General features: G+C 33.9%; 23 protein-coding genes, 1 tRNA gene and 1 pseudogene. 6 read left to right on the forward strand and 19 right to left on the reverse strand.

Annotated elements, in window-relative coordinates; translation table 11 throughout:
- On the forward strand, positions 1-507 hold the full coding sequence (locus CDOMF_RS03235; RefSeq protein WP_260952428.1) for a GNAT family N-acetyltransferase: 507 nt from the start codon (positions 1-3) through the stop codon (positions 505-507).
- A 50-nt stretch (positions 508-557) separates the two neighbouring features.
- Here the strand turns inward: CDOMF_RS03235 and CDOMF_RS03240 are convergent, their stop codons facing one another.
- The 3 genes from CDOMF_RS03240 to CDOMF_RS03250 are packed head-to-tail and all read right to left on the reverse strand — an operon-like array spanning position 558 to position 3,135.
- Positions 558-1,229, reverse strand: coding sequence for a cysteine hydrolase family protein (locus CDOMF_RS03240; RefSeq protein WP_260952429.1), 672 nt, complete (start codon positions 1,227-1,229; stop codon positions 558-560).
- 24 nt (positions 1,230-1,253) lie between these two features.
- Complete coding sequence (locus CDOMF_RS03245; protein ID WP_260952430.1) at positions 1,254-2,252, reverse strand: sensor histidine kinase; 999 nt, start codon at positions 2,250-2,252, stop codon at positions 1,254-1,256.
- Complete coding sequence (locus CDOMF_RS03250) at positions 2,245-3,135, reverse strand: DUF234 domain-containing protein (protein ID WP_260952431.1); 891 nt, start codon at positions 3,133-3,135, stop codon at positions 2,245-2,247. The genes CDOMF_RS03245 and CDOMF_RS03250 overlap by 8 nt, the downstream gene beginning before the upstream one ends.
- A gap of 48 nt (positions 3,136-3,183) precedes the next feature.
- On the opposite strand from CDOMF_RS03250, the gene CDOMF_RS03255 reads away from it, so the two are divergent.
- Positions 3,184-4,503 carry an aminotransferase class V-fold PLP-dependent enzyme gene (locus CDOMF_RS03255; protein WP_260953121.1) on the forward strand — a complete coding sequence of 440 codons (1,320 nt, stop codon included), beginning with the start codon at positions 3,184-3,186 and terminating at the stop codon, positions 4,501-4,503.
- Positions 4,504-4,507: 4 nt separating this feature from the next.
- On the opposite strand, the gene thiE is transcribed toward CDOMF_RS03255, so the two are convergent.
- The 5 genes from thiE to CDOMF_RS03280 are packed head-to-tail and all read right to left on the reverse strand — an operon-like array spanning position 4,508 to position 7,955.
- On the reverse strand, positions 4,508-5,110 hold the full coding sequence (thiE, locus tag CDOMF_RS03260; protein WP_260952432.1) for a thiamine phosphate synthase: 603 nt from the start codon (positions 5,108-5,110) through the stop codon (positions 4,508-4,510).
- Between the two features lie 29 nt (positions 5,111-5,139).
- On the reverse strand, positions 5,140-5,769 hold the full coding sequence (locus tag CDOMF_RS03265) for a hypothetical protein (protein WP_260952433.1): 630 nt from the start codon (positions 5,767-5,769) through the stop codon (positions 5,140-5,142).
- The gene (locus CDOMF_RS03270) at positions 5,769-6,485 is read right to left on the reverse strand and encodes a basic amino acid ABC transporter substrate-binding protein (protein ID WP_260952434.1); all 717 of its coding nucleotides are present in this window, start codon (positions 6,483-6,485) and stop codon (positions 5,769-5,771) included. Before CDOMF_RS03270 ends, CDOMF_RS03265 begins: the two co-directional genes overlap by 1 nt.
- Before the next feature lie 41 nt (positions 6,486-6,526).
- Positions 6,527-7,255 carry an amino acid ABC transporter ATP-binding protein gene (locus CDOMF_RS03275; protein WP_172128961.1) on the reverse strand — a complete coding sequence of 243 codons (729 nt, stop codon included), beginning with the start codon at positions 7,253-7,255 and terminating at the stop codon, positions 6,527-6,529.
- Positions 7,248-7,955, reverse strand: coding sequence for an amino acid ABC transporter permease (locus CDOMF_RS03280; protein WP_170000718.1), 708 nt, complete (start codon positions 7,953-7,955; stop codon positions 7,248-7,250). Before CDOMF_RS03280 ends, CDOMF_RS03275 begins: the two co-directional genes overlap by 8 nt.
- Positions 7,956-8,145: 190 nt before the next feature.
- On the opposite strand from CDOMF_RS03280, the gene putP reads away from it, so the two are divergent.
- Positions 8,146-9,636, forward strand: coding sequence for a sodium/proline symporter PutP (putP, locus tag CDOMF_RS03285; RefSeq protein WP_260952436.1), 1,491 nt, complete (start codon positions 8,146-8,148; stop codon positions 9,634-9,636).
- Entirely contained in the window at positions 9,637-10,917 is a 1,281-nt protein-coding gene (locus CDOMF_RS03290; protein WP_260952437.1) for a DUF2130 domain-containing protein, read from the forward strand. It begins immediately after the preceding gene.
- Positions 10,918-10,927: 10 nt separating this feature from the next.
- On the opposite strand, the gene CDOMF_RS03295 is transcribed toward CDOMF_RS03290, so the two are convergent.
- Positions 10,928-11,344, reverse strand: a complete 417-nt coding sequence (locus CDOMF_RS03295; protein WP_260952438.1) for an SseB family protein — start codon at positions 11,342-11,344, stop codon at positions 10,928-10,930.
- Positions 11,345-11,459: 115 nt separating this feature from the next.
- Here CDOMF_RS03295 and CDOMF_RS03300 point away from each other — a divergent pair.
- Positions 11,460-11,536: transfer RNA gene (locus CDOMF_RS03300), tRNA-Ile, on the forward strand.
- Between the two features lie 315 nt (positions 11,537-11,851).
- Here CDOMF_RS03300 and CDOMF_RS03305 read toward each other — a convergent pair.
- The 9 genes from CDOMF_RS03305 to CDOMF_RS03345 all read right to left on the reverse strand — a co-directional run bounded on the left by CDOMF_RS03305 (position 11,852) and on the right by CDOMF_RS03345 (position 23,775).
- A complete protein-coding gene (locus tag CDOMF_RS03305) occupies positions 11,852-12,805 on the reverse strand; it encodes a hypothetical protein (RefSeq protein ID WP_260952439.1) in 954 nt (317 codons plus the stop codon).
- Entirely contained in the window at positions 12,798-14,486 is a 1,689-nt protein-coding gene (locus CDOMF_RS03310; RefSeq protein ID WP_260952440.1) for an AAA family ATPase, read from the reverse strand. Before CDOMF_RS03310 ends, CDOMF_RS03305 begins: the two co-directional genes overlap by 8 nt.
- Before the next feature lie 309 nt (positions 14,487-14,795).
- Positions 14,796-15,356: a 4Fe-4S single cluster domain-containing protein gene (locus CDOMF_RS03315; protein ID WP_260952441.1), complete on the reverse strand. Its 561-nt coding sequence runs from the start codon at positions 15,354-15,356 to the stop codon at positions 14,796-14,798.
- A complete protein-coding gene (locus CDOMF_RS03320) occupies positions 15,356-17,167 on the reverse strand; it encodes an AAA family ATPase (protein ID WP_260952442.1) in 1,812 nt (603 codons plus the stop codon). Before CDOMF_RS03320 ends, CDOMF_RS03315 begins: the two co-directional genes overlap by 1 nt.
- 1 nt (position 17,168) lies before the next feature.
- On the reverse strand, positions 17,169-18,140 hold the full coding sequence (locus CDOMF_RS03325; protein WP_260952443.1) for a hypothetical protein: 972 nt from the start codon (positions 18,138-18,140) through the stop codon (positions 17,169-17,171).
- Positions 18,141-18,145: 5 nt separating this feature from the next.
- Positions 18,146-18,280: a hypothetical protein gene (locus CDOMF_RS03330; RefSeq protein WP_260952444.1), complete on the reverse strand. Its 135-nt coding sequence runs from the start codon at positions 18,278-18,280 to the stop codon at positions 18,146-18,148.
- Positions 18,277-20,070, reverse strand: coding sequence for a hypothetical protein (locus CDOMF_RS03335; protein ID WP_260952445.1), 1,794 nt, complete (start codon positions 20,068-20,070; stop codon positions 18,277-18,279). Before CDOMF_RS03335 ends, CDOMF_RS03330 begins: the two co-directional genes overlap by 4 nt.
- Complete coding sequence (locus tag CDOMF_RS03340) at positions 20,051-23,236, reverse strand: DEAD/DEAH box helicase (protein ID WP_260952446.1); 3,186 nt, start codon at positions 23,234-23,236, stop codon at positions 20,051-20,053. The genes CDOMF_RS03335 and CDOMF_RS03340 overlap by 20 nt, the downstream gene beginning before the upstream one ends.
- Complete coding sequence (locus CDOMF_RS03345; protein WP_260952447.1) at positions 23,218-23,775, reverse strand: hypothetical protein; 558 nt, start codon at positions 23,773-23,775, stop codon at positions 23,218-23,220. Before CDOMF_RS03345 ends, CDOMF_RS03340 begins: the two co-directional genes overlap by 19 nt.
- Before the next feature lie 669 nt (positions 23,776-24,444).
- Between CDOMF_RS03345 and CDOMF_RS03350 the strand changes: the two are divergent.
- Positions 24,445-24,764, forward strand: a pseudogene (locus CDOMF_RS03350) (aldehyde dehydrogenase family protein); the annotation flags it as partial.
- A 74-nt stretch (positions 24,765-24,838) separates the two neighbouring features.
- Here CDOMF_RS03350 and CDOMF_RS03355 read toward each other — a convergent pair.
- Entirely contained in the window at positions 24,839-25,594 is a 756-nt protein-coding gene (locus CDOMF_RS03355; RefSeq protein ID WP_260952448.1) for a DUF4198 domain-containing protein, read from the reverse strand.
- Between the last annotated feature and the right edge of the window lie 40 nt (positions 25,595-25,634).

Below are 25,634 nucleotides of genomic sequence, written 5' to 3' on the forward strand. Positions count from 1 at the left end.
ATGACTATACAAAACAGCTCAAAAGATGATGTAGGCGACATTTTATATCTTTATGACGAGGCGGTTAAGCTTCAAAAGATAAAAGGTGCTGCTCCTTGGCCGAAATTTAGTCGCGAGTTTATAGAGACCGAGATCAAAGAAAATAGGCAGTTTAATATAAAAATAGAGGGCACAATAGCTTGCGTTTGGGCGATAGCCTTTGATGACGCTCAAATTTGGCAAGAGAGAAGTGCCGATGCCGCCATATATATACATCGTATAGCGGTAAATCCTAGCTTTAGAGGGCAAAATTTAGTTTTGCATATAGTCAATTGGGCTAAAGAGTATGCTCTAAAAAGTAGTAAAAATTTTATCAGGCTTGATACGGTAGGTGAAAATTTAGGGCTTATTAAGCATTATCAAAAGTGCGGATTTTGCTTCCTTGGACTTACCGAGCTAAAGGATACTAAAGGCTTACCGGCTCATTATCAAAATGCTAAAGTAAGCCTTTTTGAAATTCGTCTTTAATATCTAGAATAAGCCGCTTTTAGGTCGGTTTTGTTTAAATTTGCCTAAATTTATTCAAGAGACTTGACAACTTTTATATTTGCTGCTATTTGCATGTGACGTAAAAATACCAGATGATAAAAGTCCCCGTTATGCCAAGGCGCGTCGTAAGTTTGTACCAGATCGCTTACTACTATAACTTCGCGTTTGATGTTTTTTTCGTTCGCGCTTAGCTTGATATGAAGCGCAAGGTTATAGACACAAAGATCGGTGCAGTCGCCAAAGATGACAAAGGTATCAACGTGCCTATTTTGCTCTAAATAGGTGTTAAATCCGTCGCAATACGCCGAACTTATCGAGTTTTTGTAAAAAATTTTAATCTCGTCAAAAAAATCTAAATTTTTAAGCTCATCTATCGTCTCAGCCTCGTTTGTGCCGGCTACCGCATGTGGCGGAAACGCGTCAAATTCACTTGCTTCTTCGCCGTGATTATCTTGGATCAAGATGAAATTTTTAAAGCCAAACTCATCATGCGCTCTTTTAAAAGTATCCGCCAAATACTTTGCCATAGCGCCAACTCTTGGGCTAGATAGCGCGCCCTCACAGCAAAAGCCGTTTATCATATCCACGCTTACAAAAGCGGTATTTTTGCCGCCGTCTTTAAGCAGCTGGGCCATTTTAAGAGGCTTTAGCTCCTCGTGCCAAATTTCTAGTTCGTCTAAAATTTTTGCGTCTAGTTTCATTTTTTCCTTTCAAATTTGATAAATTTACTCGCTCTTTGCCTTATAAATCGGCAAATTTATACAAAATCGCTTTGGATTTAGCATGATCTCGATACTTCCTTTGTGCGCGTTTATGATCTGCAAACACAGATGAAGTCCAAGCCCGTTGCCCTTAAGTTTGCTTGTCTTAAACGGCTCAAAGACGATCGCAGCGTTTGCGATATCTACACCGCTATCTTGCACGATAAATTTATGCTCATCCGCCGTTTTTTCATAATCTAGCGTGATCTGTCCGCTATCATCATCACTCTCTTCGATTGCGTCAATCGCGTTAAAAAGCATATTTTGAAAGACCATCGCAAGCAGGTCTTTATCGCCGTTATAGTAGGCGTTTGGAAAATTTAGCTTGAAATTTATCTCTTTTGAGTAAGCATAGTAGGCGATAGCCTCCTCGCACTCGCTTTTTAGCTCGCTAAAGTTAAACACGCTAGGATTTATGCTAAGCCCTTTTGTAAAAAGCAAAGTCGCCTTGATGATACGCTCGACGCGCCAAATCGCTCTTTGGATCTCGCTTGCTACGGGCGTGGTGCGTTCATCCGCTCTTTTTAAAAGCGTTGAAGTTAGAAGTGAGATAGAGCCTATGGGATTTCTTATCTCATGAGCCAAATGGGCGGCTACTTGCCCCATGGAGGCTAGACGCTCGGTGCGCTTTTCTTTGGTGATATCGGTTGCCGAGATGATTTTCTTACCGTTTTTTTGAGTGGTTTTTATGAGGTAAATTTGTCCGTGTAGTTCGATTTCTTCGCTATCTTCTTTTATAAATTTTAGCAAATGAGGAACTTTAAGCGCTTCTGAGTTTTGCAAGAAAATTTCGCCGTTTTCATCGATAACCCAGATAGCAGTGGGTAAAATTTCCACGATCTCTTTTATGAAATTTTGCAAATTTGTGTATGAATTTGTGAGGTTTTTATACTCTTGCTCGATCAGATAGGTCTGCTCTATAAGGCTTTTTAAACCGTCTTGTATGCTTGTCTTTTCATCCATTTATCAGCTCCTCAAAATCACTCATATTAAAAAGCATCACTCGCTCGTCTTTTAATCTCTCAAGCTCTTTGCTAAAGCCACTCTTTGAAAAAAGTGCAAATTTATACGGTTCAAGCTGCAATCTGTTGCACTTTTTAGCAAGCAAATTTAGCACATTTTTGCATATCTTATGCTCTTTAAATTTCGCCTCTCCGACTACTGTCTGCTCGTTAATTTTTAAAAACAGATCGATCTCAACCTCTCTTGTCCACAGGCTGCTTACTCTATCAAATTCTACGCCAAATTTGTGCGCCAAAAGCTCCCTGCAAATAAGCTCAAATCCAAAACTCGCATAATCATCAAAATTCGCCCTTATATCACGCATCACGTTATCAAATTTAGCCTCTTCAAGCAGGCTTAAATTTGGCTCTATAAACCTAAACCAAAACCTCGTAAAGTTGTCGTTAAAGCGGATTTTATCCTCTACCTGATATCTTCTTAAATGCTTTTTTAAAAGCTGTCCTTTTGGCGCTTTTATAGGCTTTTCAAGGCTCTTTTCGACACTTATAAGTTCTCTTTCAAAAAGCTCTTTATAAACTCTTTTTGCTACTTGTTGAGAGAAAATTTTATAGATATTAAACCGCTTTCGATCGCTCTTTGCAAGACGCATTAGCGCAAGGCTAAGTTCGTTTTTAAGAGGACTATCAAAGCTAAATTTCGGCTTTAAATTTTGAAATTCTCTTACTATGCAAACCTCAATCGCCTCAAAAACATCGTAAAAATTTAAGCTTATATCATGAGCGTCAAAAACACAGTGGAAATTTATAAGCTCGTGTATATCAAGGTGTTTGAAGCGCTCGTAAGAGGATTTTAGAGTGTGGATTTGCTCTCCTTTTTGACCCATTTTAGCACACTTTTGGTTATAATTACTTTTAAAAACGAAGGCGAGAATGTGCTAAATTTGGACGAAGTTAGAAAAAATATCATTTTAAAAGATGGAATTTACTATTTTGACTATACGGCCTCCGGGCTTGCTTACGAGCCTATCGAAAAAGAGGTTTTAAAATTTCTAAGAACTTACGCCAATACACATTCTGACAGCTCTTCAAGCGCGATTTTAACCCAGCGCAGATACGAAAACGCTAGAAGCGAGCTTAAAAATTTGCTTGGTCTTGGCGATGAGTTTTATCTCATAGGTTGTGGAAGCGGAGCAAGTGCTGCGATCAAAAAATTTCAAGAGATCATGGGTATATACATACCGCCAAAAACACGCGAAAGATACCGTATAAAGGCGCTTTCAAATTTGCCTTTAGTTATCGTGGGGCCTTACGAACACCACTCAAACGAAGTTAGCTTTCGCGAAGGGATGTGCGATGTCGTTAGAATAGGGCTTGATGAAGACGGCTTAGTTGATTTTAAGATGCTTGAGCGCGTGCTTGAGATGAATAAAAACCGCGAGATCATCGCCTCTTTTAGTGTAGCTTCAAACGTGACAGGCGTCATTAGCGATTATAAAAGAGTTTATGAGCTAGTTAAGGCTAGGGGCGGAGCGCTTGCGCTTGATGCTTCAAGCATTAGCGCTTATGCAAATGTTGATAGTAGATACTTTGACGCGCTGTTTCTAGCGCCTCATAAGCTGCTTGGCGGAGTTGGAAGTTGTGGGCTTTTAGCGATTAAAAAAACTCTTGCAACTAGCAACGAGCCTACCTTTGCGGCCGGCGGAACGGTGGCTTATGTAAGCAGGACTAGCCATCAGTTTGTAAAAAACTTTGAGCAACTAGAAGAGGGCGGTACTCCGGGCATAATCCAGATGATAAGGGCAAATTTAGCCTACAAGCTTAGAAACGAGATCGGCTTTGAGCGCATTAAAGAGCGCGAAAATGAGCTTAGCGAGCTTTTTGAAAATGAGCTTGATGGTATCGATGACGTGATTTGCTACTCGCCTAAAAATTTGTCTCGCGTGCCGATATTTGCGTTTAATATTCGCGGAGTTTCACCTTATGACTTTGCGGCTACTCTTAGCAACGACTTTGGTATCCAAACTCGCGCAGGATGCGCTTGTGCCGGGCCTTACGGTCATGATCTGCTTGGGCTTAAGGATAATCTTGTCTTTGATAAAAAGCCGGGCTGGGTCAGGGTAAGCCTTCACTACACGCACACAAAGGATGATGTGCTCTATCTTGTTGAAGCGATTAAAAAAAGTATCGATAAGCATAAAAACGCTTGGGGCGAGGAGCTTGCGCTTCACTCGATATTTGCAGGTAAAATTTGATAATTTATAAAAATCTGCTTAGGTTTTTATAGTTTTCGCTTATGCTCTCAGGTCTATAAAGAGCTGAGATAACGGCGATAAGATCAACTTCCAGAGATAAAATTTGATCTATGTTTTGAGCGTTTATGCCGCCGATTACGCAGATTGGTATGGCTAAAATTTCTTTAGCTTGCAGTATGGTTTCAAAAGAGCACCTTATCGCGGCAGGCTTTGTAGGGCTTGAAAAAACGCTGCCAAATGCTACGTAGCTTGCTCCCTCGTCTTGCGCCTTAATGGCTAAATTTATGTCGTTATAACAGCTTACGCCGATAAATACATCCTTGCCTAAAATTTCTCGCACGGCTTTTATATCGCCGTCATCTTTGCCGATATGAACGCATTTTGCTCCGATTTGTTTAGCGAAAGCCACATCGTCATTTACGATAAATTTTGCTTTAAAATCATTGCAAAGAGATAGCAGCTCGCGTGCTAAATTCTCGTTTTTGTAAGCTTTTTTGCTTCTATACTGAAAATATTTTATCCCACACTCTAAAATTTCACGAGCCTGCTTTAAGATAGTCTCATCAGGAGTTAAAATATCATCGCTGATTGCGTAAATTTTAGACAAATATTACTTCCTTATTTGATTTTCATATATCATTCGCCAAAATCCCTTCCAAAATCCTCTCCAAACTGCTTACGAAACTCTATTATGATCTTTGGCTTTTCTTCTTCTAGTGTTTTTGTAGAGTTTATCTCTTTTGGCTTTTCCGGTTCTTTTGCTTCAGATTTTTTACCACTTAGGCACTCAAAAATTTTAGGAAATTTCTTCTCGATTTCACTCTTTTTTTTATCAAGTTTTATTTTTTTATACTCTTTTGTTGTTGGTATTGCAAGTGAATATTTTACGAGAGTCTTATTTAAAATTTTACTTTCATTGCTTACTTCGCAGAGCCATCTATCTCCTAAGCTTTTATTGGACGATATATAGAAATTTTGTCCCGGTTTGATAAATTTATAGATTTGATCTTTGTAAAAGATATTAAATTCTTCAATTAGCTTTTTATCTTTTGTGCATTTTTCAACATCATAAAATTCGATTCCATATAGTTTGCAAGGTGCTGTTTTAAGAATATTTATTTTAAAAACAAAAGTATCCTCAATCTTCTCCGTAAATAGAGCAACTACTCTTTCTTTAGCGAGAACTTGAATTTGAAGTATAAAGAATATAGATACAAAGGTTGCGCAACCTTTAAAACTTGGTTTAAAAATTGCGCATAGATTCATTATTTGAGATCGTATTTTTCTAAAAGCTTGTCGTAAGTTCCATCTTTTTTAATATCTTCTAGAGCGACATTTATCTTTTCTATAAGTTCTTTTTGTTTATCTTTATCAAATGCCATAGAAAAGCCTTCGCTTCCGTCTGATTCTTTGTAAAACTCCACTAAATCGGGATTTTGTTTTAGATACCCATAGCCAATAGAGCTATCAAGTATCACAGCATCCATTTTCCCAGCTTTTAGACCAAGGATTAGTGGCACTGTTTCTTCTGCAGGCACCACTTTTACTCCATCTATTTCTTTTGCCGCAATTTCTTGTACTGTTCCTAGCTGAACGCCTACTTTTTTGTCTTTAAGGCTTTTTTTATCTGCTACTTTATTGTTGTTTTTCTTCTTTAGATATATATTTTCTGTAGAATAGTAAGAATTTGTAAAGTCGATAGACTTTCTTCTCTCATCAGTTGCACTCATAGCACTTGCTACGCCATCTATTTTGCCCGCTTTTAGAGCCGGAATGATTCCATCAAAGCTCATGTTTACGAATTTATATTCAAATCCTACTCTTTTTGATAGCTCTTGAACTAAATCTATATCAAAGCCGGTAATTTTATTTTGATCGTTTATAAATTCAAACGGCGGATAGTTGGCAGCTGTGCCTATTTTAAGCTCGGTAGCTCCAAGCCAAACAAAAGACGCTAAAAACAAAGCAAACAATTTTTTCATGCATACTCCTTTTGAAATTTGCTAATTATAATATAATAAATTTAATGATTTAGAACTTTACTTAAAAATTCTTTTAAACGTTGATTTTGTGGATTTTCAAATACATTCTTAGGCTGATCATCCACAGTAATTTTGCCGCCATCCATAAAAAATATTCTATTTGCAACATTTCTTGCAAATCCCATCTCGTGAGTAACGACAAGCATTGTTATACCCTTTGATGCCACATCTCTCATTATATCAAGAACCTCGCCTATCATTTCAGGGTCAAGTGCTGATGTGGGCTCATCAAAAAGTATAACCTCTGGATTCATAGCTAAAGCCCTAGCTATAGCTATACGCTGCTTTTGACCACCTGAGAGCTTATGAGGAAATGCATCTTTTTTATCACTTAATCCTACGCTCTTAAGTAGTTCAAGTGCTTTTTTCTCGGCATCCGCTTCGCTCATTAGACCTGTTTTTATAGGTGCTAGAGTTAAATTTTCTAAAACGTTTTTGTTTGCGAATAGATTAAAGTGCTGAAAGACCATACTAACTTTTTGGCGAATTTTATTAATATCTGCTTTTTTGCTTAGTATATCTTCACCGTTTATCTTGATGTGTCCACTTGTTGGCTCTTCAAGACGGTTTATGCAACGTAAAAAGGTACTTTTACCTCCACCACTAGGACCTATTATGGCTATTACTTCGCCTTGTTTGATATCTACATTTATATCTTTTAAAACTTGCAGATCGCCGTAATTTTTATTTAAATTTCTAATCTCAATCATGTCTATTTAGTCTCTCTTCAAGCTTTTTAGCCAGGAATGAAAGTGTTTTAATACTTACGTAATAAACTACTCCGGTAAAAATTATCGGTTTTGGATTGTAAAATACGGCTTGTAGGCTTTTGCTCTGCATTGTAATATCAACTACGCTAATAAATCCAACTACCGATGTCTCTTTAAAAAGCGAGATAAACTCATTTGCAAGAGCCGGCAGGATATTTTTGGTTGCCTGAGGGAAAACCACCTCTCTCATTGATATGCCGTAGTTTAGCCCCATTGCGCGAGCCGCTTCCATTTGACCTTTATCCACGCTATTTACTCCGCCTCTTACTATTTCGGCTACATATGCGGAGCTGTTTAGTCCAAGAGCTATTATGGCTACGTAAAAGTTATCACTCCATGTAGCGAAAATCACTACGGAAAATATTAAGAGCTGTAATAGTATAGGTGTTCCGCGTAATATATCTATATATTCATCGATTATAAAATTTAAAATTTTGATATTTAAAAATTTTAAAAACGCTAGAGTAAAACCTAACGCTATTCCTATTAAAATTCCGCCTGATGCAAGACCTAGAGTTACACCGTAGCTTTTAAGATAAGCCATACGTTGAATTTCGTTCATTTCGGTAGGGTAGAAGTAGTATGTGCCAAATCCTACTATAAAAATAAAGAATAAAAATTTAAAAAATCTCTCGTTCAATTTTTTACCTTTTTAAAGTGAAACATAAAACGTAGAATATACAAAAAAAATAATATTTTTTTGCTTAAGTTGGGTTACTTTTTCGTAGAGAAGATGCTGAAATTTTTAAATAAATACTCCATATTTTTTAAATTTTAATAAATTAAATGCTACTATACTATTTTTAAATTTTATTACAGGGGCTTGATTTATGGAGTTTAGCGCTTATATTGCGATTGCTATATATTTTGGATTTTTGCTTGTAGTGGGCAAATATGCTTATGACAAAAACGCCAGCATGAACGAATATTTGCTGGATAATCGCCGCTTAGGTCCCGTTGTGACCGCTCTTAGCGCGGGAGCTAGCGATATGAGCGGTTGGATGTTGCTTGGTGTGCCGGGAGCTCTTTATGCAACGGGTATCGCAAACGTCTGGATAGCCATAGGACTGACTATAGGTGCGTATTGCAACTACCTCTTTTTAGCTAAAAGGCTTCGCGTTTATACCGAAGTTGCAAGCGATAGCATAACTATTCCTGATTTTTTAGAAAACCGCTTTAAGGACAACACAAAAATTTTGCGTATAGTCTCAGGTGTCGTTATACTCGTGTTTTTTACGCTTTACGTAAGTAGCGGTATCATCGCGGGCGGCAAGAGCTTTGAGAGCTTTTTTGGACTTGATTTTAAGGTTGGAGCGATATTTACGCTATTTATTGTTGTGTTTTATACTTTTTTTGGCGGATTTAGAGCTGTTTGTATCACGGATGCGTTTCAAGGCTCGCTTATGTTTTTGGTGCTTGTTTTAGTGCCTGTTGTGGCTTACTTTAATATACAAATTCCCGATTCTTCAAGCTTTTGGAGTGAGGTTGGCAAATACAGCACCAGCCATCTTGATCTTTTCCACAATCAGACATTTTTAAGCATACTTGGGCTCATGGCTTGGGGGCTTGGATACTTCGGACAGCCTCACATCATAGTGCGCTTTATGGCGATAAGAAGCTCCGCAGAGCTTGCGCAGGCACGCAGGATAGGCATAGGCTGGATGGCGCTTGGACTCATAGGTGCTATCATGAGCGGGCTTATCGGATTTGTCTATTATAATCAGCTTGGCATGCCGCTAAAAGATCCTGAAACCGTGTTTTTAAAGCTTGGAGAGACTCTGTTTCATCCGTTTATCGTAGGAGTTATCATTTCAGCTGTTCTTTCAGCGATCATGAGCACGATTTCAAGCCAACTTTTAGTAAGTGCAAGCTCGGTTACAAAAGACTTTATTCTAGCGTTTTATAAAAAAGAGGTAGATGAAAAGGCGCAAGTTGCATTTGGCAGATACGCTGTGGTTGCGGTTGCTTTGGTTGCAACGCTGCTGGCATTTAGCTCGACTGACACTGTGCTGGGAGTTGTTGGCAACGCTTGGGCCGGATTTGGCGCAAGCTTTGGACCTGTGCTTCTTTTTAGCCTTTATTGGAAGCGCATGAGCGCACTTGCAGCGCTTGCCGGCATGATAGTTGGCGGCACGACGGTGCTTGCTTGGATATCGTTTGGACTAAATTCTTATGTGTATGAAATTTTGCCCGGGTTCGTTGCCTCAAGTATCGCTATCGTGTTTGTTAGTATGTGGGGTGAGGCGATAGATAAGATGACAAACGAGCCAAATCAACAAGTCGTGCAAGACGAATTTGAAAAGATGAAAATGAGACTGTAGATGAAAGATAGTGTAAAGTGTCCAAGCTGCGGCTTTGATGTAGATGTAAATTCGGCTTTTAAAAGCCAAGTCGAGCAGGAATTTAACCAAAAATTAGCAGCCGAAAAAAAGAACTTTGAAAAAGAGGTTGAAGCTAAAAGAGAGCAGTATAAGGCGCATCTGGAGCAGTTAAACGCAAAGCAAAAGGAGCTTGAAACAAAGCAGGCGGAATTTGACGCGAAAGTGGCTGAAGCCTTAAAACTCAAGCAAAAAGAGCTTGAAGCGCAGATAAAGATAAAATTTGAAAATGAAAATTTAGCCGCCGTAAATGCGCTAAAAGCCGAACTTGAAGCCAAGTCAAAGCAGGTTAGTGAGCTAAATTTAAAAACCGTGGAGATAGAAAAACTTAAGCGCGAAAAAGATGAGCTGGAAGCCAGTATAAAAGCTAAAAGTGAGCAGGAATTTTCAGCTAAACTGCAGGCCGAAAAGGAGCGCTTGCAAAAGGAAATTTTATCTGCGAACGAGCTTAAATTTCGACAAAAAGATGAGCAGATGGAGGCGCTTAAAAAGCAGTTAGGTGAGGCTCAAAGGCGCATAGAGCAGGGCAGTCAGCAGCTTCAAGGTGAAGTGCAAGAGCTTGCGATAGAGGAGTGGCTGAGGGCGAAATTTCCGTTTGATACCATAGAAGAGGTAAAAAAGGGTGCAAACGGTGCTGACTGCATGCAGGTGGTTAATACCAGAGAAGCGCAAAACTGCGGCAAAATTTACTATGAGAGCAAGCGGACTAAGAATTTTTCAAACGAATGGATAGAGAAATTTAAAGCCGATATGCGCTCAAGCCGGGCTGATGTGGGAGTGCTTGTAAGTGAAGCGCGCCCTAAAGATATGGAGCGACTTGGGCTGGTTGATGGCGTGTGGGTGTGCTCGTATGAGGAGTTTAAGGCGCTTAGCTTCGTGCTTAGAAACTCGGTAATCGAGCTAAATTTCGCCAAAAATTCGGTGCAAAACAGAAGCAACAAGATCGAGCTTCTTTACTCTTATCTAACGAGCAATGAGTTTAAGATGCGTATAGAAGCGATCGTTGAAGGCTTTACTTCAATGCAAGAAGATCTCATAAAGGAGCAAAACGCGATGAAGAAAATTTGGAAGAGTCGTGAAAAGCAGATAGAAAAAGTTCGCGATAATGCCATAGAGATGTTTGGCTCTATCAAAGGAATCGCAGGAAACGCTATCGGCGAGATAAGGACGCTTGAGCTTGGATTTGATGATAGCGTTAGCGACGATGCAGTAGAAGGCGAGTGAAATTTAGACTTTAAATTTCACAAATTTTCTTAAGCGTTGCGGTGCTTAGTATAAAACTATGTGAAAATGCGTCTATAACTATGCCTGCATACTTTTCTTTTGATGATTCTAGCATAGCAAGATAGTTTTTAAGCTCTAAATTTAAGATTTCTTGTTCGCTATCGTTTCTCCACTTCATCATCTCTTCTTTGCTTGTAAAAGCGGGAAAATAGCCAAGATCGCTCTCTTCATCTTCAAGAAGAATAAATTTGATATTTGAGCCTTCTTCTTCATAAACCGCCTTTCCGTCAGGCTTCGCTAGCGCTTGGTTTATGATGACCGGTGCTATAAATTCAGCTTTTCTTAGCTCGTTTATGAGAGTGTTTTCATTTTTGTTGTTCGGATTATCTAAAAAATTTTGCATCGTTTTAGTTAAATTTATGCTCATTTTGTCTCTTTCGTTTTTAAATTTAATGACAATTATACATTTTTAAAAAATTAAATCAAAATTTAGCGACAAATAAGTTTTGAGGTGATATAATCACAACTTCAATTTAGCTAATGGGTTCATAGCTCAGTTGGTTAGAGCATCCGGCTCATAACCGGATGGTCCCAGGTTCGAGTCCTGGTGAACCCACCATTACATACTTTTAGTGTATTTTTACCTTCTTTTACCATGCTTTCACTGTATAAAAAATTACCTAAAATACGTTTATATTCCACTTTTTAACTTTTGTTTCCATAATTTTGCTATACAATAGTTTTACTTTTATTAGGTGGCAAATGGGGTGGCAAGCAAACCATTAGGTGGCAAGGCAAAATTTAACCCTAATAACACAAATATAAAATCATAGTAAATATTGCTATATAATAGATAAAAGTGCAATTTTCTATAAATAAAAACTTTAGAGTATTAAAATTTTAGTTTTATAAATATTTTATTGCTCAGTTATGTCTAATATGTTTTTATACTCGATGATGTAACTTCAAAAGCCAAATCAAATAAAGGATTGTTTCTATCAAAAGGGGATGTTATATTGCTTAATTCTTCATACAATTTTAAACTAAATTCACTCTCTTGATTGTCGTCTTTATCCAATCCTGCCGCCACAAGAAGTCCAACCTGATTAGTTATTAAATACCTGTCATGCATCTTAATGTTACCAATCTTTTCTTTCCATACAAATATAGTTATAATATGTCCATATTTAGAATAAATAAAATTACAAACTTCTTGCCATTTTTTTAGTTTGGTTTGAAAATTCCCATACTCATTTTCTTGAAATCTACAATGTATAATTATATTTCCACAAATTTTATTATTTCTGCGTTCTCCAAAATTCTTTGCTATTATTTCCAATGATACTTTATATCTAGGGATGTGCAGATAAAAATATGGATCTATTATGGTAACTTTTTTTGCGTAAGCTACTATGATAGAAAATATTTTTTCTAATTCTTTTTCAGTTTTAACTCTTTTTATAGACCCATTGTACCCATACTCATTAACTAGATCTATACTGTCTAAATGATTGAGTGTTAAAGTATAGTCAGTTGCTTTGTTAGAAAATATAGAATTTATCCTCTTAATGCTATTTATATTCTGAGCAATTTTAAGCCAATCATCTTCTGTTTGTGGCTCAATTCCAATTTTTGGCTGAAATTCTATTCTTTCCCTATCTTTAAGGTGACTTATGAGTTTTGATAGCAAATCTCTATGTTGAGGAATACAGGAAGATATATTAGATAGCACATACTTTATCCAGTCTTTATTTTCTAAAGATAGGACAAAGCCTCCATTTTTTATATTCTCCAAAAGTGATTTTAGGTTGTAAAAATTATTTACACTCATATTGCTTTTTAAAAATACTTCAGGAGTTATAAATATCTCTTTTAACATTTTATTCAAACCTCTCTTTGTATCCCTCTTCAAAAAACCCATTTGGCCAAGGATCTAGTAAAGTCCCGTCGACATCAAGTTCTAGCTCTTTAATATATGTATCTTCTCCATTATTATCAACATAAAGCAAGCATATGTCCTCAGGAGTTATGTATAGCTCATCGCCTTTATTGATTTTTCCTTCACTAGAGTATCTTAGCCTTCTCATAATTCTAAGCAATATGTGTTCGCTATGAGTTTCTATGAAAAAATCATTTCTATTGTTATTTTTTGATTTTATAAACTCGTCTGCTATTTCACATTGAACGGCTGGATGTAAATGAAGCTCTGGTTGCTCTATAAAAATACTGCTATCATAAAGAGTAAAGCAACTTGCTAGTATAGGTAATGACTGCGATATTCCAAGACCCATATCTCGTGGCGATACAAATACACCAGTTCTTAAATCAAGAAATTTTAATTCTTGGATATCTGGATATTGTATATTTGGAACATCTTTAATATCTTTAAATTTATAAAATTTTTCAACTTCTATTTTATAACTTGATTTAAGTTTTTTTTCATCATATAACCATGCATTCAGTTTTTTTCTAGCATATTCATCGTGTACGATTTTTCCCCATATGTCCTTACTTGAATTTGGCTTGTAGTCATCCCTATGGTTGCTAAAATTATCAAATATAAGATCTTTCCTTTCGGGATAGAATCTAAGCGGTGAATAATATTGTATTGTTTGTTTAAATCTATAACCGTTAAAACCTTCAAATATACAAAGTGCAATATCTCCAAGCAAGACATCAATTCCTTTGCTTTTATCAAATTCCTTCAGAACGCTATATATGTTTTTATATTTTAATTCATCAAGTGACCACAAATAGTATCCTCTGTCATCCATTTTATCTTGATTGTAAAGATTTGGTTCTGTATCATAGGACTCATTGTAGTTTATATTTTCTTTTACTGTTTTTACAAAAGGGTGATTTTTGTTAAGTTTTATCAAGAAGCGATCTTTTAAAAATGTTCTGTCTATTGTTTTAAGATTTTTTGGGACATCATCCGCATTATCATAAAAAGATCTTAAATGTGCATATTCTTCAGAGTTGATAATTATAACTATATCTTTTTTGTAAAATGCGTAATTGTGATCTATCCCGGTACGAATTTCTATTTCTATTTTTTCTATGCCGTAGCTATTGCTTATTATGCTGTGTAATTCTTCTACATTAATTGCGGCAGTTATTTGTAAGTTTTTGTTATCTTTTAATAGTTTTTTAAGCCCATCTTTTTCTTTTATAATATCAAATAAAATCCTAGGATTTATCTTTTCTAAAAAACTCTCACTATTAAATTCATTGTTTAATTCAGAAAAACAATCAGTATATTTATAGTATAAAATATACTGTATAGTTTCTTTATCCATGAACTCGTATGTATATCTTAATATGTTTTTTGTATTATGCTTATGGATAAAATTTTTAAACCCTCCAAAGTCTATTTCGTCACCTCCCAAACCTGTTTTTTGTAAATCAGTATTGCCATTATTCAAAAGATGCTCTCTGTATATAATAGAGTGTAAAAAACTAGATTTGCCTGAGCTATTAGGTCCATATACTAAAGTGATAGGTTTGCTTGAGAATTTCTGTGGATGTTTGCCAAATGCCTTAAAGTTATTAAAACTACACTTTACCATTTTAATTCCTTGAGTATATTTTTGATTATGTAATTATACAATTTATCAAATATTTTATTTTAATAAATTTTTATGATAGTTCAATATGATACAATAATACGTTTAAAAATTGTTTTTTTCAAGAGTTATATTATTAGGTGCGGCACGGAGGCCAACAAGGTGAACATTTAAACCGCATATTTAAACTTTTCCAAGACTCTATAGGTTTTATAAATAGATTGTCTTAAATTTGATATTCAATACTTAAAATTTTTACTAACTATTAGTTTTTTTGACTTCAGACATATTGTTGCTTTTGTAGCTACAATTTTACAAATTTATTACCCAACCATTCATGCTAATATTATCTTTCCCTATTATAATATCTACTTTAATTTCATTTTTAAAATCGCTTAAGGTATAAAAATTTGTCAAAAAGTGAATTTTTTGATTGCTAGAGCCAACTATACCGTAATCTTCATTATATAAGTCGTCAATATACTCGCCATCTATAAGTACGTCTGTGTATTCTAGTAACTCCGCCAAACCTTCCATATTCATTAACTGCATTTCTTGTAATGTATAACCGCTAAAAAGAAGCACGCTAAGGTTATTTTGTTTGCACCATTTTGCGACTTTTGACAGTCCTTTTGATTGTATAATCGGCTCACCGCCCAAAAGAGTAACACCTTCTATACCGTTTACTTTGCGAGATTTTTCAATTTTTTCTATTAAGTTATGGGTTTGTATAAATTCTCGTTTTTTTAGTGCTTGCATATGCGGATTACAACAATTTTTGCATCGTTTTAAGCATCCTTGAGTCCATATTGCCATACGTTTCCCTGGTCCTTCAGCAATTGTGCACTCGCGGATACTAGCTATATTTAACATTAGTTAAGCTCAAATTCAAATGTGCCAAATTTTTCATTTTCTATTTTTATTGTTATTTCACGCCCACTAAGTGAATCAAAATTTTCAAACACAAATTCTGATAATGGATTGACTATGTGGCTTTCTAGCATATTTAGTACACCTCTTCCACCACTATTTTTATCAACTTTTGACGCTAAAATCTTATATGTTTTCTCTTCATCGTCAAATTTAATATCGCTAGTTTTATATTTTTCTTTTACAAATTGTTTTATTTTTTCAAATTTGGACTTGGCTATTTCAATCAAAAAAATATCGCTGTTGATGAAGTTAAATGGCACGATATTGTTATCGCCTATCCTATTAAGAAGCTCTGGCCGTTTTAAAGTCACTATAAAATGCTCTTTGACTTTTTCTAAAAATTGTCTTTTTACCTCTTTTTCGTTATCAGAATTTACAGTATCTGAAGCACCGATATTTGAGGTGAAAATAATAACAGACTCAGCAAACGATACGGTCTCACCTTTGCCATCTGTTAGTCTGCCGTCTTCTAAAATTTGTAAAAATTTATCTAAAATTTTGCCATGTGCTTTTTCTATCTCATCAAAAAGCAGTACACTAAAAGGTTTTGCCTTGATTGCATTTGTTAGCTGTCCTCCTTCTTCGTAGCCTACATATCCAGGAGGTGCTCCAACTAACCTTTGGTCACTATGTTCATGGTTAAATTCTGACATATCAAAACGTATGCAAGCAGTTTCATCGCCAAATAAAAAATTCGCCAATGACTTTGCAAGCTCAGTATTACCAACGCCAGTAGGGCCTACAAAAAATAGTACACCTTTTGGCTTTTTGATTTTTGTCGAGTGTTGCAAGCCTGAAAAGCCTGTAAAAGCTCTAATAATAACGCTTTCCACTTTTTCTATCGCTTCATTCTGCCCCTTTACTCGCTCTTTTAAAATTTCTTGTATATTGAATAGTTTGTCTCTATTGAGATCCTCCCAAGGGCTTTTACTCTCACCGTACTTATATAAATTTATCGTTTTTTCATAACTTAGTTTAGACTTTGAAAGTTTAGATAGTTTTATGATTTGTGCGATATCTTTTAGGCTAAAGCCGTCAAGTGCATCTATAAAGTCGTTTAGTTTCGGCTTATCTAGCATTGGTTCAAATTCAATCATGGGTTCTATGTATTCAATAAATTCATATCGTTTAGAGCGAGATGGCATAGGCATAGTAATGGTACTTATGTTTGGATCGCCTACATAAAAAGATGATGGGATTGTTGCTAGTTTTTGCGTTAAAATTACTATCAGACAACCTTGTCTTATCATATCTGTATTTAAAAGATCGTATATTGCGTTTTCATTTATGCTCTTTTTGAGTATAGCAAGCCACTGCTTTTCTTGATCGCTCATACTAGAATTTGAGCTAAAAATGTAATCGGAATAGTCTAGGATAAAACAAGTTTTTGAATTTATTTTTTGCAACATAAAGCCAAAAAATTCATTTATATCTTTGTATTTTCCAGTATTATTATTATTATTATTGTTCTTATTATCTTCTCCTATATCATAATTTTCCTCGTCATCATCTAGGTTGTCTTGAATGGAATCATAAAACCCGCCACTAATTTTAGACAATTTGCTTATGCCGCTAATCCTATCCCAGAGGATAACATTACTAAAATTATCATTAAGCATATGAATTATGAAATCAATATTGTTTACATATTTACCGGTTTTGCCTTTGATTATATCAGAAGTATTGCCGTTGAGCAAGATAGCGCTTTTAAGATTACTATCTCGTTCAAATTTTTTTATCCATTCGCTCATATTATCCTCTTTTTAGCGGTAATTCGTTGTTCTTACTAGTATCAATTGTACCCTTAGATATCCTGTCTGGATTTTCCCAAATTGCTTTTTTGGTTTCAAATTTGATAGAGTAAATGTCATTCATCTCTTTTTCAAATTTTTCTACATCCTCGATACATGTTATTCCTTCATAGTTATCAAATTTATATGTTAATTTTCCATCTAAAGATACTTTGCAACTAGCTGTTTTTCCGGATGGTCGACTTGCTTGTATTATTACATTGCCGTCTTTTAGAGCTATCTTTGTTACATTAAATTCTTGCTTTTCTAAACTTGCTTTTATACATTTTACAACCTCTTTTCTTGCTGTTTCATCTATCAAGAAATCATTTGTTTTTCGTTGCACTTCTTCAATATCTGCTTTTATGCTTGATATATCTTTATAATTATTTAACGCAACTTTTGTTTTGGCGATTTGAGCTAAAATTTTTTCTTGTTCTTGTTTGTTTTCGTCTGAGATTTTTTGATTTTTTATTTCTGCTTCTATGGCTTCTAGGTCATTTTTGGCATGAATCTTTATGCTTTCTTGTTCTTTTTTTTCTCTATAGGTTTCCGCTTTCATTTTTGCATTTTTTATTGCTGATGAGATTTTGTCACATAAGCTGTTTTTAAATGCGGTCAAATTTGTTCCGTCATATCTAGACAAACTATCTCTAATATTGTTAAGCTCATCTTTTGCAAATTCTATCACTAAAATATCTGAAATTTTACGAATTTCAGAATAATAAAAATCTACAATATCATTTTTGTTTAAACTAGTTTGCTCTTTTTTGATTGCCCTTGCATTTGATTCTAACTGATTTATATAAGTCCCTATAGTAAAGCTTAGATCTCTTGCATAATACGGATCTTCTAGTAATTGTGCCTCGGCTGTAATAATATCTCTTTCTAGCATATTTAGTGAGATATATTCATCCAGTCTTGCTGACTTCATAGAGTTTAGCCTTTTTTGTATCCAGTTAAAAACTCGGCTGTCTGACTTCGTACCCTATCTTTATTCAGTTCCTCTCTTTGGCGTCTAGCTCTTTTTTGTTCTTCTTGCCATCTGATTCTAGTTTCGTATTCTCTACTCATTTTTTCTTCTTTCTTTTCTTGTTTTTGTTATTTTTTCTATTTATTAAGTCTCTTATAGTACTATCAAGCAAAGTATTTTCTATATCGTTCACAGGTATCTCTGTTAATCTATAAATCGTGTTAATCATGCTTTTAATCTGATCTAAATGTTCTTTTTGAGTTTCTTGAGCTAGAATACCCTTGCATAATAATCGTATTTTATTAATAGCTATTTCTACCTCGCTTATCTCTTGTAGATTTTTTATTTGTGAGATTTGTGTAAAAAACTTTGGATAATATTTTTTTATAAATTTATTCTGTTCTAGTTCGTTTGACTTCAAGTATCTCATAAGTTGTATCAAATCATCATAGCTATTGATATGCAATTTATCATAAATTTGTTCATTATAAAACATTTGAGTTAATTCTATATAGTCAAATATTTCATCATTTTTATCTAGGCTATTAATTCTTTTATTGTTTAGAAAAATATATTCTTTTATTTCACTAGATGTTTTTTCGTCTTTTATCTGGGCTGTTTTATGAAGAAAACGGTAAAATATTGCTACCTTATCATAAAAAAGCAAAATATTATCTTTAAAAATTAAACTATCAAACCATTCTAATATGACCTTATTTCTAACTTCATTTTTTAAAAATAGAGCCAAGTAAATTATATCGCTGTTTTTATATAAGTATTCACTTATAACATTAGATAAAAACCTGTCTACACAATTTTGCATCTTTAAGCTGTAAAAAAGAGATATTTTACTATTTCTATTATGGTATTTGACTGCAAAATTCGCAAGACAAACATTTTGCTTATAATTACAAAGTAAACAATTTTCTAAAGGCATTTTATCAATTACTTTTACTATGATTTGTTTATCATAAATTTTTATATCAAACTCACCGCTTTCACATATTAATAAAATCTTTATTTTATTAATATTCTTATCGGAATATTTTTTTATCACCTCAGGATATGACCTAATACCATGTGCTTTTTGGCTAAACAATAAAACATCGTCATTGTTAAAAAAAGAAAGGTTATCGTGAAATTTTTCTATTTGTTCAAAATTAAAATATTCAAAGTCATTTAATTTTTCGTCACTTTTCCACTCACTCTCTATATATCTAAAAAATTCTTCTAAAAATTCTTTGTTGTTTTCTGTAAGAGTGATATGTCCATATTTGTCTATCATCACTCCATTTTTAATATGTTCCCACTCTTTCGTACTGCTGTGTAGTTCAATCTTGTTTATTTGAGTACTATCAACAAACCATTTAAATTTGCTTCTTTGGCTTTCTAAAATTTTTATTGCTTCTATCTTTTTTACTGTAGGCTTTTCATTAACGCAAATTTCAATACCCATAGGTTGAGTTTTTCTATTTTTATAATGTAGATCTAGTTTTTTATTAAACAAATCATATGAAAATGTAACTTCCTCTTGCCTGATATCGGTTGGGATTTCTCCTTTATCAAGAAAAGCTCTACCGTCGCTACTGAGTTCAATATCTTGCATAGTTAGGGCTTGATGATCATCCAAATCATCACAACTTAACAACCCTTTACTTTTTAGACTTTTTAGTATCGGTAAAATAGTTTTTTCGAAATCACTTATAAAAAATATATCATTAAATAAGACCGCTAGGTTTGAAATTGAAAAATTTGTTTTTTCATGGCTGGCAAGCAGCTCTAATAATAGCCATTCAAAAGTTGTAATCTTTCGTATACTAAAATGAGAAACTACTGTTTGATATTTTAGATATGGTTCGGATATTGTTACTTTAGCTATTTCTTTTTTCATTACTATTGCCTTTTGTGTTAAGCTTCTTATATTCTTGATATATCGATTTTGCGAGCTGATTTCCGAGTAGAATATTGCTATCAAAGCACATATTGGCTTCAATTAGGGTATTAATAATATCTCGATAAATCCTTCTATTTAAGCTACCTATTTGATCCATTTTTGGAATTTCTATATTTAACTTTTTAAAGCAGTCAATATCGCCCATAATAAATAGTACTTTTTGTGCACGTGAAAACATGACATTTATTCTCTCAAAGCTCTTTATATGGCTTGAATATGAGCGTGTCCTGACCAAATTTGATATTATTATCTCTTTTTCCTTGCCTTGAAACCTATCTACCGTGTTTATGTCTACTCCAATATATTTAAACGATATGCCTTTCTTTTTTAAAAACAATCTTATCTTATTTACTTGTAATTGATAAAGACATACAACTCCAACACTTGCTTTGTGATCAATCTTTTTATCGGTATAAAATTTTTCTAGTTTGTTCAAAAGCTCGACTGTCATATGCAGCTCTACAATATTATATGTAGAGGTGCTTCTGGTTTCATGCAGTTCGGATATTTTTTCTTTTTTGCCGTCTACTACTATTTCACTCGAATTTATCCAGTATACATGCTTTTGGGGCTCTATAAACCTAAAGCCGTTTTCGCCTTTTATTGTTATATTGTGAGCCTTGCTGATATTTTCTATCTCAAGAGGTAATCCAGCTATAAGTCTATTTTCGTAAAATCTATTTATAACACCCATAATTTGGCTATGCATTCTAAATTGTTTTAACAACGAATGCTTAATATTTGGATGCGCAGTTTCAAAATATTTTTTAAATATGGAAGACGTGACCATATTCTTGTATTCATTAAAATTTTCCCCAGTGATAATATTCTTTAATTCCTCATCTTCTCTATCGCCCACACTATCTACTATTTCACTATATGCTTTTTCATTTTCTCCAAATAAGGGAGGCAGTTGTCTGTGGTCGCCGACTAAGATAACTTTGCTAGATTTTAGCATAGGCAAAAGTAGTTCAGGGGGAGTGGTCTTGCTGACTTCATCTACTATAACTACATCAAATGTATCAAGTCCTCTATCTTCTAAAATTTTAGGATTATCCGTACATGACATACCAACAACATTGCAAGAGTTTATATATGTATCTTTATAATATTCATTTTCGTTTTTTAAGTCTATGTTTTCTAGCTTAGAATTGAAATTTTTTAATATATTTTCAAAATTTTTTCTTGTAGAAGTGTAGTTGTTTATTGTAGCAACCAGATCATTGCGTACTCGTTCTATTTTTTCTAATGCCTCATCTTGGGAGAGTTCGTCGCAAATATTGTATTTACTTTTTATATCAGTTATATTATTATTTGTCTGGCTGACAATATTTAAATTGTGCGAACGACTTTCTTTGTTAATTGATATTTTACCATTTAAAATTTCCAACTCTTCCTTATAAGTTTTAGTGTCTATAAAAGTCAAATTTTCTAAAAAACTTGTTGAAAGACTATAGATTTCGGTATTAAATTGATTATCTAATTCAAGTATCGGTGACCAGTATTTTGTAACTATACTTCTTATCTCTTGTAAATTGCTAGTATAAAATAGTCTTTTTTCTGTTTCTTGCAGCGTAAATATATTATTACCAATTTTCTTTTCCAACTCTTTTCGTTCTTTTTTGAGTCTATTAAAATCCTCTTCGTCATCGATTTTGTAAAGCTCGTCTTTAATCTCATTTAGCCTATTTATAATATCAATATTTTGAGGATTAGGCTCATTTAGATTAGCTAAGTCTAACCTGTTTTTTAGCTCTTTTATCTTTTTAAGATTATTATGAATTACTCTTATGGCTCCACTTGCATCATTTTCATCTTTTTGCAGCGTTATTTCCAAGGTGTCTAGTTTTATACTATTATTGATTATATTTAAACGTGGTGTGATTACCGGTACTATTTTCTTTATTAGTTCATTTGGTAATACAAAATTTACATCTTTATATTTTAAAAAATCTAAAAATTTAGCAATCTCATTTTTAAAATGTCTGGCGGTATTGTTTTTATCCTCAGCTTGTTTTAATTGCAATTTTATATCTTGGCATTTTTGACTGTTTCTAGACAACTTTTTGTTAATGTCTTCGATTCTTTCTGACAAATCTTCTAATCGTTTATAATAATTTGATAGATCGCTCATATCCTTGTCTATAGCATTTTTTCTTTCTTCATCTTTGCTCCACATATCTATATGTTTTTCTTTAATTTTATTTTGTATCGTGCTTAAATAGTAGCCCAAAGCCTTGCTCTCTTTTAGATGCTCTATATCGTCACTAGTTTTGCTATCGTTTAGACGCACTGCTCTTATAGAAGGGTCTTTGGCTAGCCTCTCTAGTACGTTATCAACTGCTAAGTTTGTTTGAGATGCTAGCAATACTCGTTGCCCATTTTTCGTAAAATGATATATCGCCTCGGCTATTACGGTAGTTTTACCGGTTCCAGGAGGTCCTTGTATTAAACAAACATCTTTAGTGGCTAGCATTTTTTGAACTGCTACTTTTTGTTCCTCATTTAAGTTGGAATTTTTCCACACATACTCTTTGTTTATCTCTTCATCTGTTGGTATTTCGGCTTTTGTTATATCAAATAACCACAAGAGCAAATTTGGTGCCATATTTTCATCTTGCAAGGCTTTATTTATACCTCTCTTTAAACGAGATATGAGTGCAAAATCACCAACTTCTTTTGTAGCTAAAAATCCAGTTTTTTTATCTTTAAAAAAACTATCAACTTCTTCACTGCTTACATTAGTGTTGTATTCTTCAATATAATCTTTATCTATTTTGAAAACAACATTATATTCGTAAAGATTATTTTTATATGTAGGTACTATGTTGTCTAACTTGGCTTCTAAATCACCTAAAATTCTAGTGCTGTTAAAATTCTGACCGACTTTATATTTTGGATTATATACGAACCTTGTATCCTCTTGTGAATATGAATTGTCAAATATATCCAAATTCCCTCGTTTTAGATACTTTTTTATTTTGTCAAAGTCTTTTGTATCCTGCACTATAAGATTTAATACAATAGACTGATCTTCATCATTAAACTTGATATATTTATACTTTATCCCGACTAATTTTTGTTCTACGATTTTTTTCTCCACTCAAGATAGCTTTGCCACTCTTGGAAATTGTCTTGAGAAATTTTAACCATAGATTCTGTTTCATCTATTTTATAATTTAAATCATGGCTGCCAAAATTGCCTAAATTTTTAGTATGTACGATAACACTATTTATCTCTTCTTCTATTTCTTTTTTTGCACCTTTATAGTTTGGTACTATTTTTATCTTATTTACAACAAAGAAGCCACTTTTTACATAACCTCTAAAAGAAAGTGATTTACCATTTAATTGCTCTATAAAAAAATTATCGTACACCGGTCTAATCCAAACCTGACGCAATTCTTTAGGCTCATTGTCTTTATAAGAAACAATTCTAGTTGCATTAGCAAAATATAATGTATTATTAAAGCTGTCATAAAAGCATTTATCTAATAAATTTTTAGCATACTCTACAATGCCTATATTTTCTAAAAAATTATTGTTACCTTCAAGCATTTTAGATATATTTTTTATGTCAAGTTCTAAATCATTTCCTCTACCGTTTAAATCATTTTCTATCTTAATATACAAATCGTTCATATTTTAAATCTTTCATATATAAATATTAACTTCAATTTAAATATTTATATAATTATATTAAAACCTCTTTGATTAAAAAATAAAAAAGTCAAATAAAATATTATTATAATTATAAGATTAAATACATATTGTATATGTGGTTAGTTAAAAACAGACCTTAGAAAAATAATAAAAGATTTGTGATATTATGTAACAAATGCACAAGACTTCCATAATAAAACAGTCTAAAATTCTTATGCCATTAAATAAAGTATAAAAATATGCCGAAAATAAAAAGAGATTTTTTGAATATGAGATAATTGTATTGTGATTGACTATAGAATCAAAATGAGAAAAATGGATAAATTGTTTTTAAAAATTCACATAACCTTTATTCACATACTTTTTACTTCCTTTTACCATACTTTCACCTAATTTTATTAGGTGGCAAATGGGGTGGCAAGAGGGTTTAGTAGTTTCCTTAAACCTTTATCGGTATTGACTTAAAACGATACGGTTCGGCTTCTGGTGAACCCACCATTACCTATTTTTTAAGCAATCTTTAAACTTCAAATTATTTCACAAAATTACTATAAATACGAGCTTTAATTATTTAAAACCACTATCAATTCATATAAACAGATTATGCTTTTGTGTGTAAGCTTAGAAAGCAATATAAGATTAGTGTAAAAGGAAATTTTCGGACCTGTAGGCGTCATCATCAAATTTAAAAACGAAAAAGAGCTTATCAAAATGGTAAATGATAGCTAATACGGTCTTGGAGGCGGGGTATTTACTAAAGACATCACAAAAGCGCTAAGAACTGCGCGCGCGATGGAAACAGGTCGCGTATGGGTAAACTGCTATAACCAAATTCCTGCCGGAAGTCCGTTTGGCGGATATAAGAACTCAGGTGTAGGCAGAGAGACGCACAAAATCATACTTGAGCACTACACTCAGATGAAAAATATCAGATCGATCTAACGGGAAAACCAAGCGGTTTTTACTAATATTTAAATATCCCCTAAATTTAGGGGATATTTGATTTTATTTCGTATAAATTCTTAAAATTTGCACACAAATATCACCTTAGCTTAAAAGTAAACGAAGCGATCAGTATCTCCTCATCGCATCTTTTACTCTCACCAAAGGCTCTTTTGTGCATGACTTTTAGTATCCATTTGCCGGGTGCTAAAGCCATAACTTCGGTTATGCCTTCTAAATCCGTAGTGGCCGAAAATGCAAATTTATCTTTTAAAAATTTATCAAATGTTCCGTCGATTCTAGCTGTTTTAAGCGGCTTTCCTTCAAGCAGAATTTGAACTTTAAAAGGCTTATTTATCTTGAAATTTGCAGGATTTTCAAGCGGCGCTATCTCCAGCTTTTGCCCTATGGTTTTAGTTACAAACTCATCTTGTTCGCCGTCAATATTTACAACCTCTTTTGCATACATTGAAGCTTGCATGCAATAAGCGGCATCAGCTATCTGATCTTTTGTCTTGTCCATATACCATTTGCCGTTTGCGTCTTTTGACCAAAATGTGCTTTTATACTCGCCTACTAGGATATAACTTCCTTTTTTAAGCTTTTCTCCTTCGTAGTGGTAGTTTTCGCCTGTTTGGATTAGCTCTGTTTTGCCGCCGTCTTTTGAGATGATTGTAAGCTGGGCAAAGGATTTAGCCTCATCTTTGGGTATCATCTCTTGAAGAGGGAAATTGTGTCCGTAGCCTATATCGGCTCTAAATTTATCGGTATTTTCTCCAAACACCCAAAAGTCATGAGCGTGCGCTGCGTTTAGTATTGCGAGCGTAAATAGCGTAGCTAAAATTTTATTTATCATATTTTTCCTTTGATATAGAAATTTGGCGCCGAATTTAACG

Origin of the sequence: Campylobacter sp. RM16187 (assembly GCF_025319965.1) — a bacterium.
Taxonomy (GTDB): Bacteria; Campylobacterota; Campylobacteria; order Campylobacterales; family Campylobacteraceae; genus Campylobacter_A.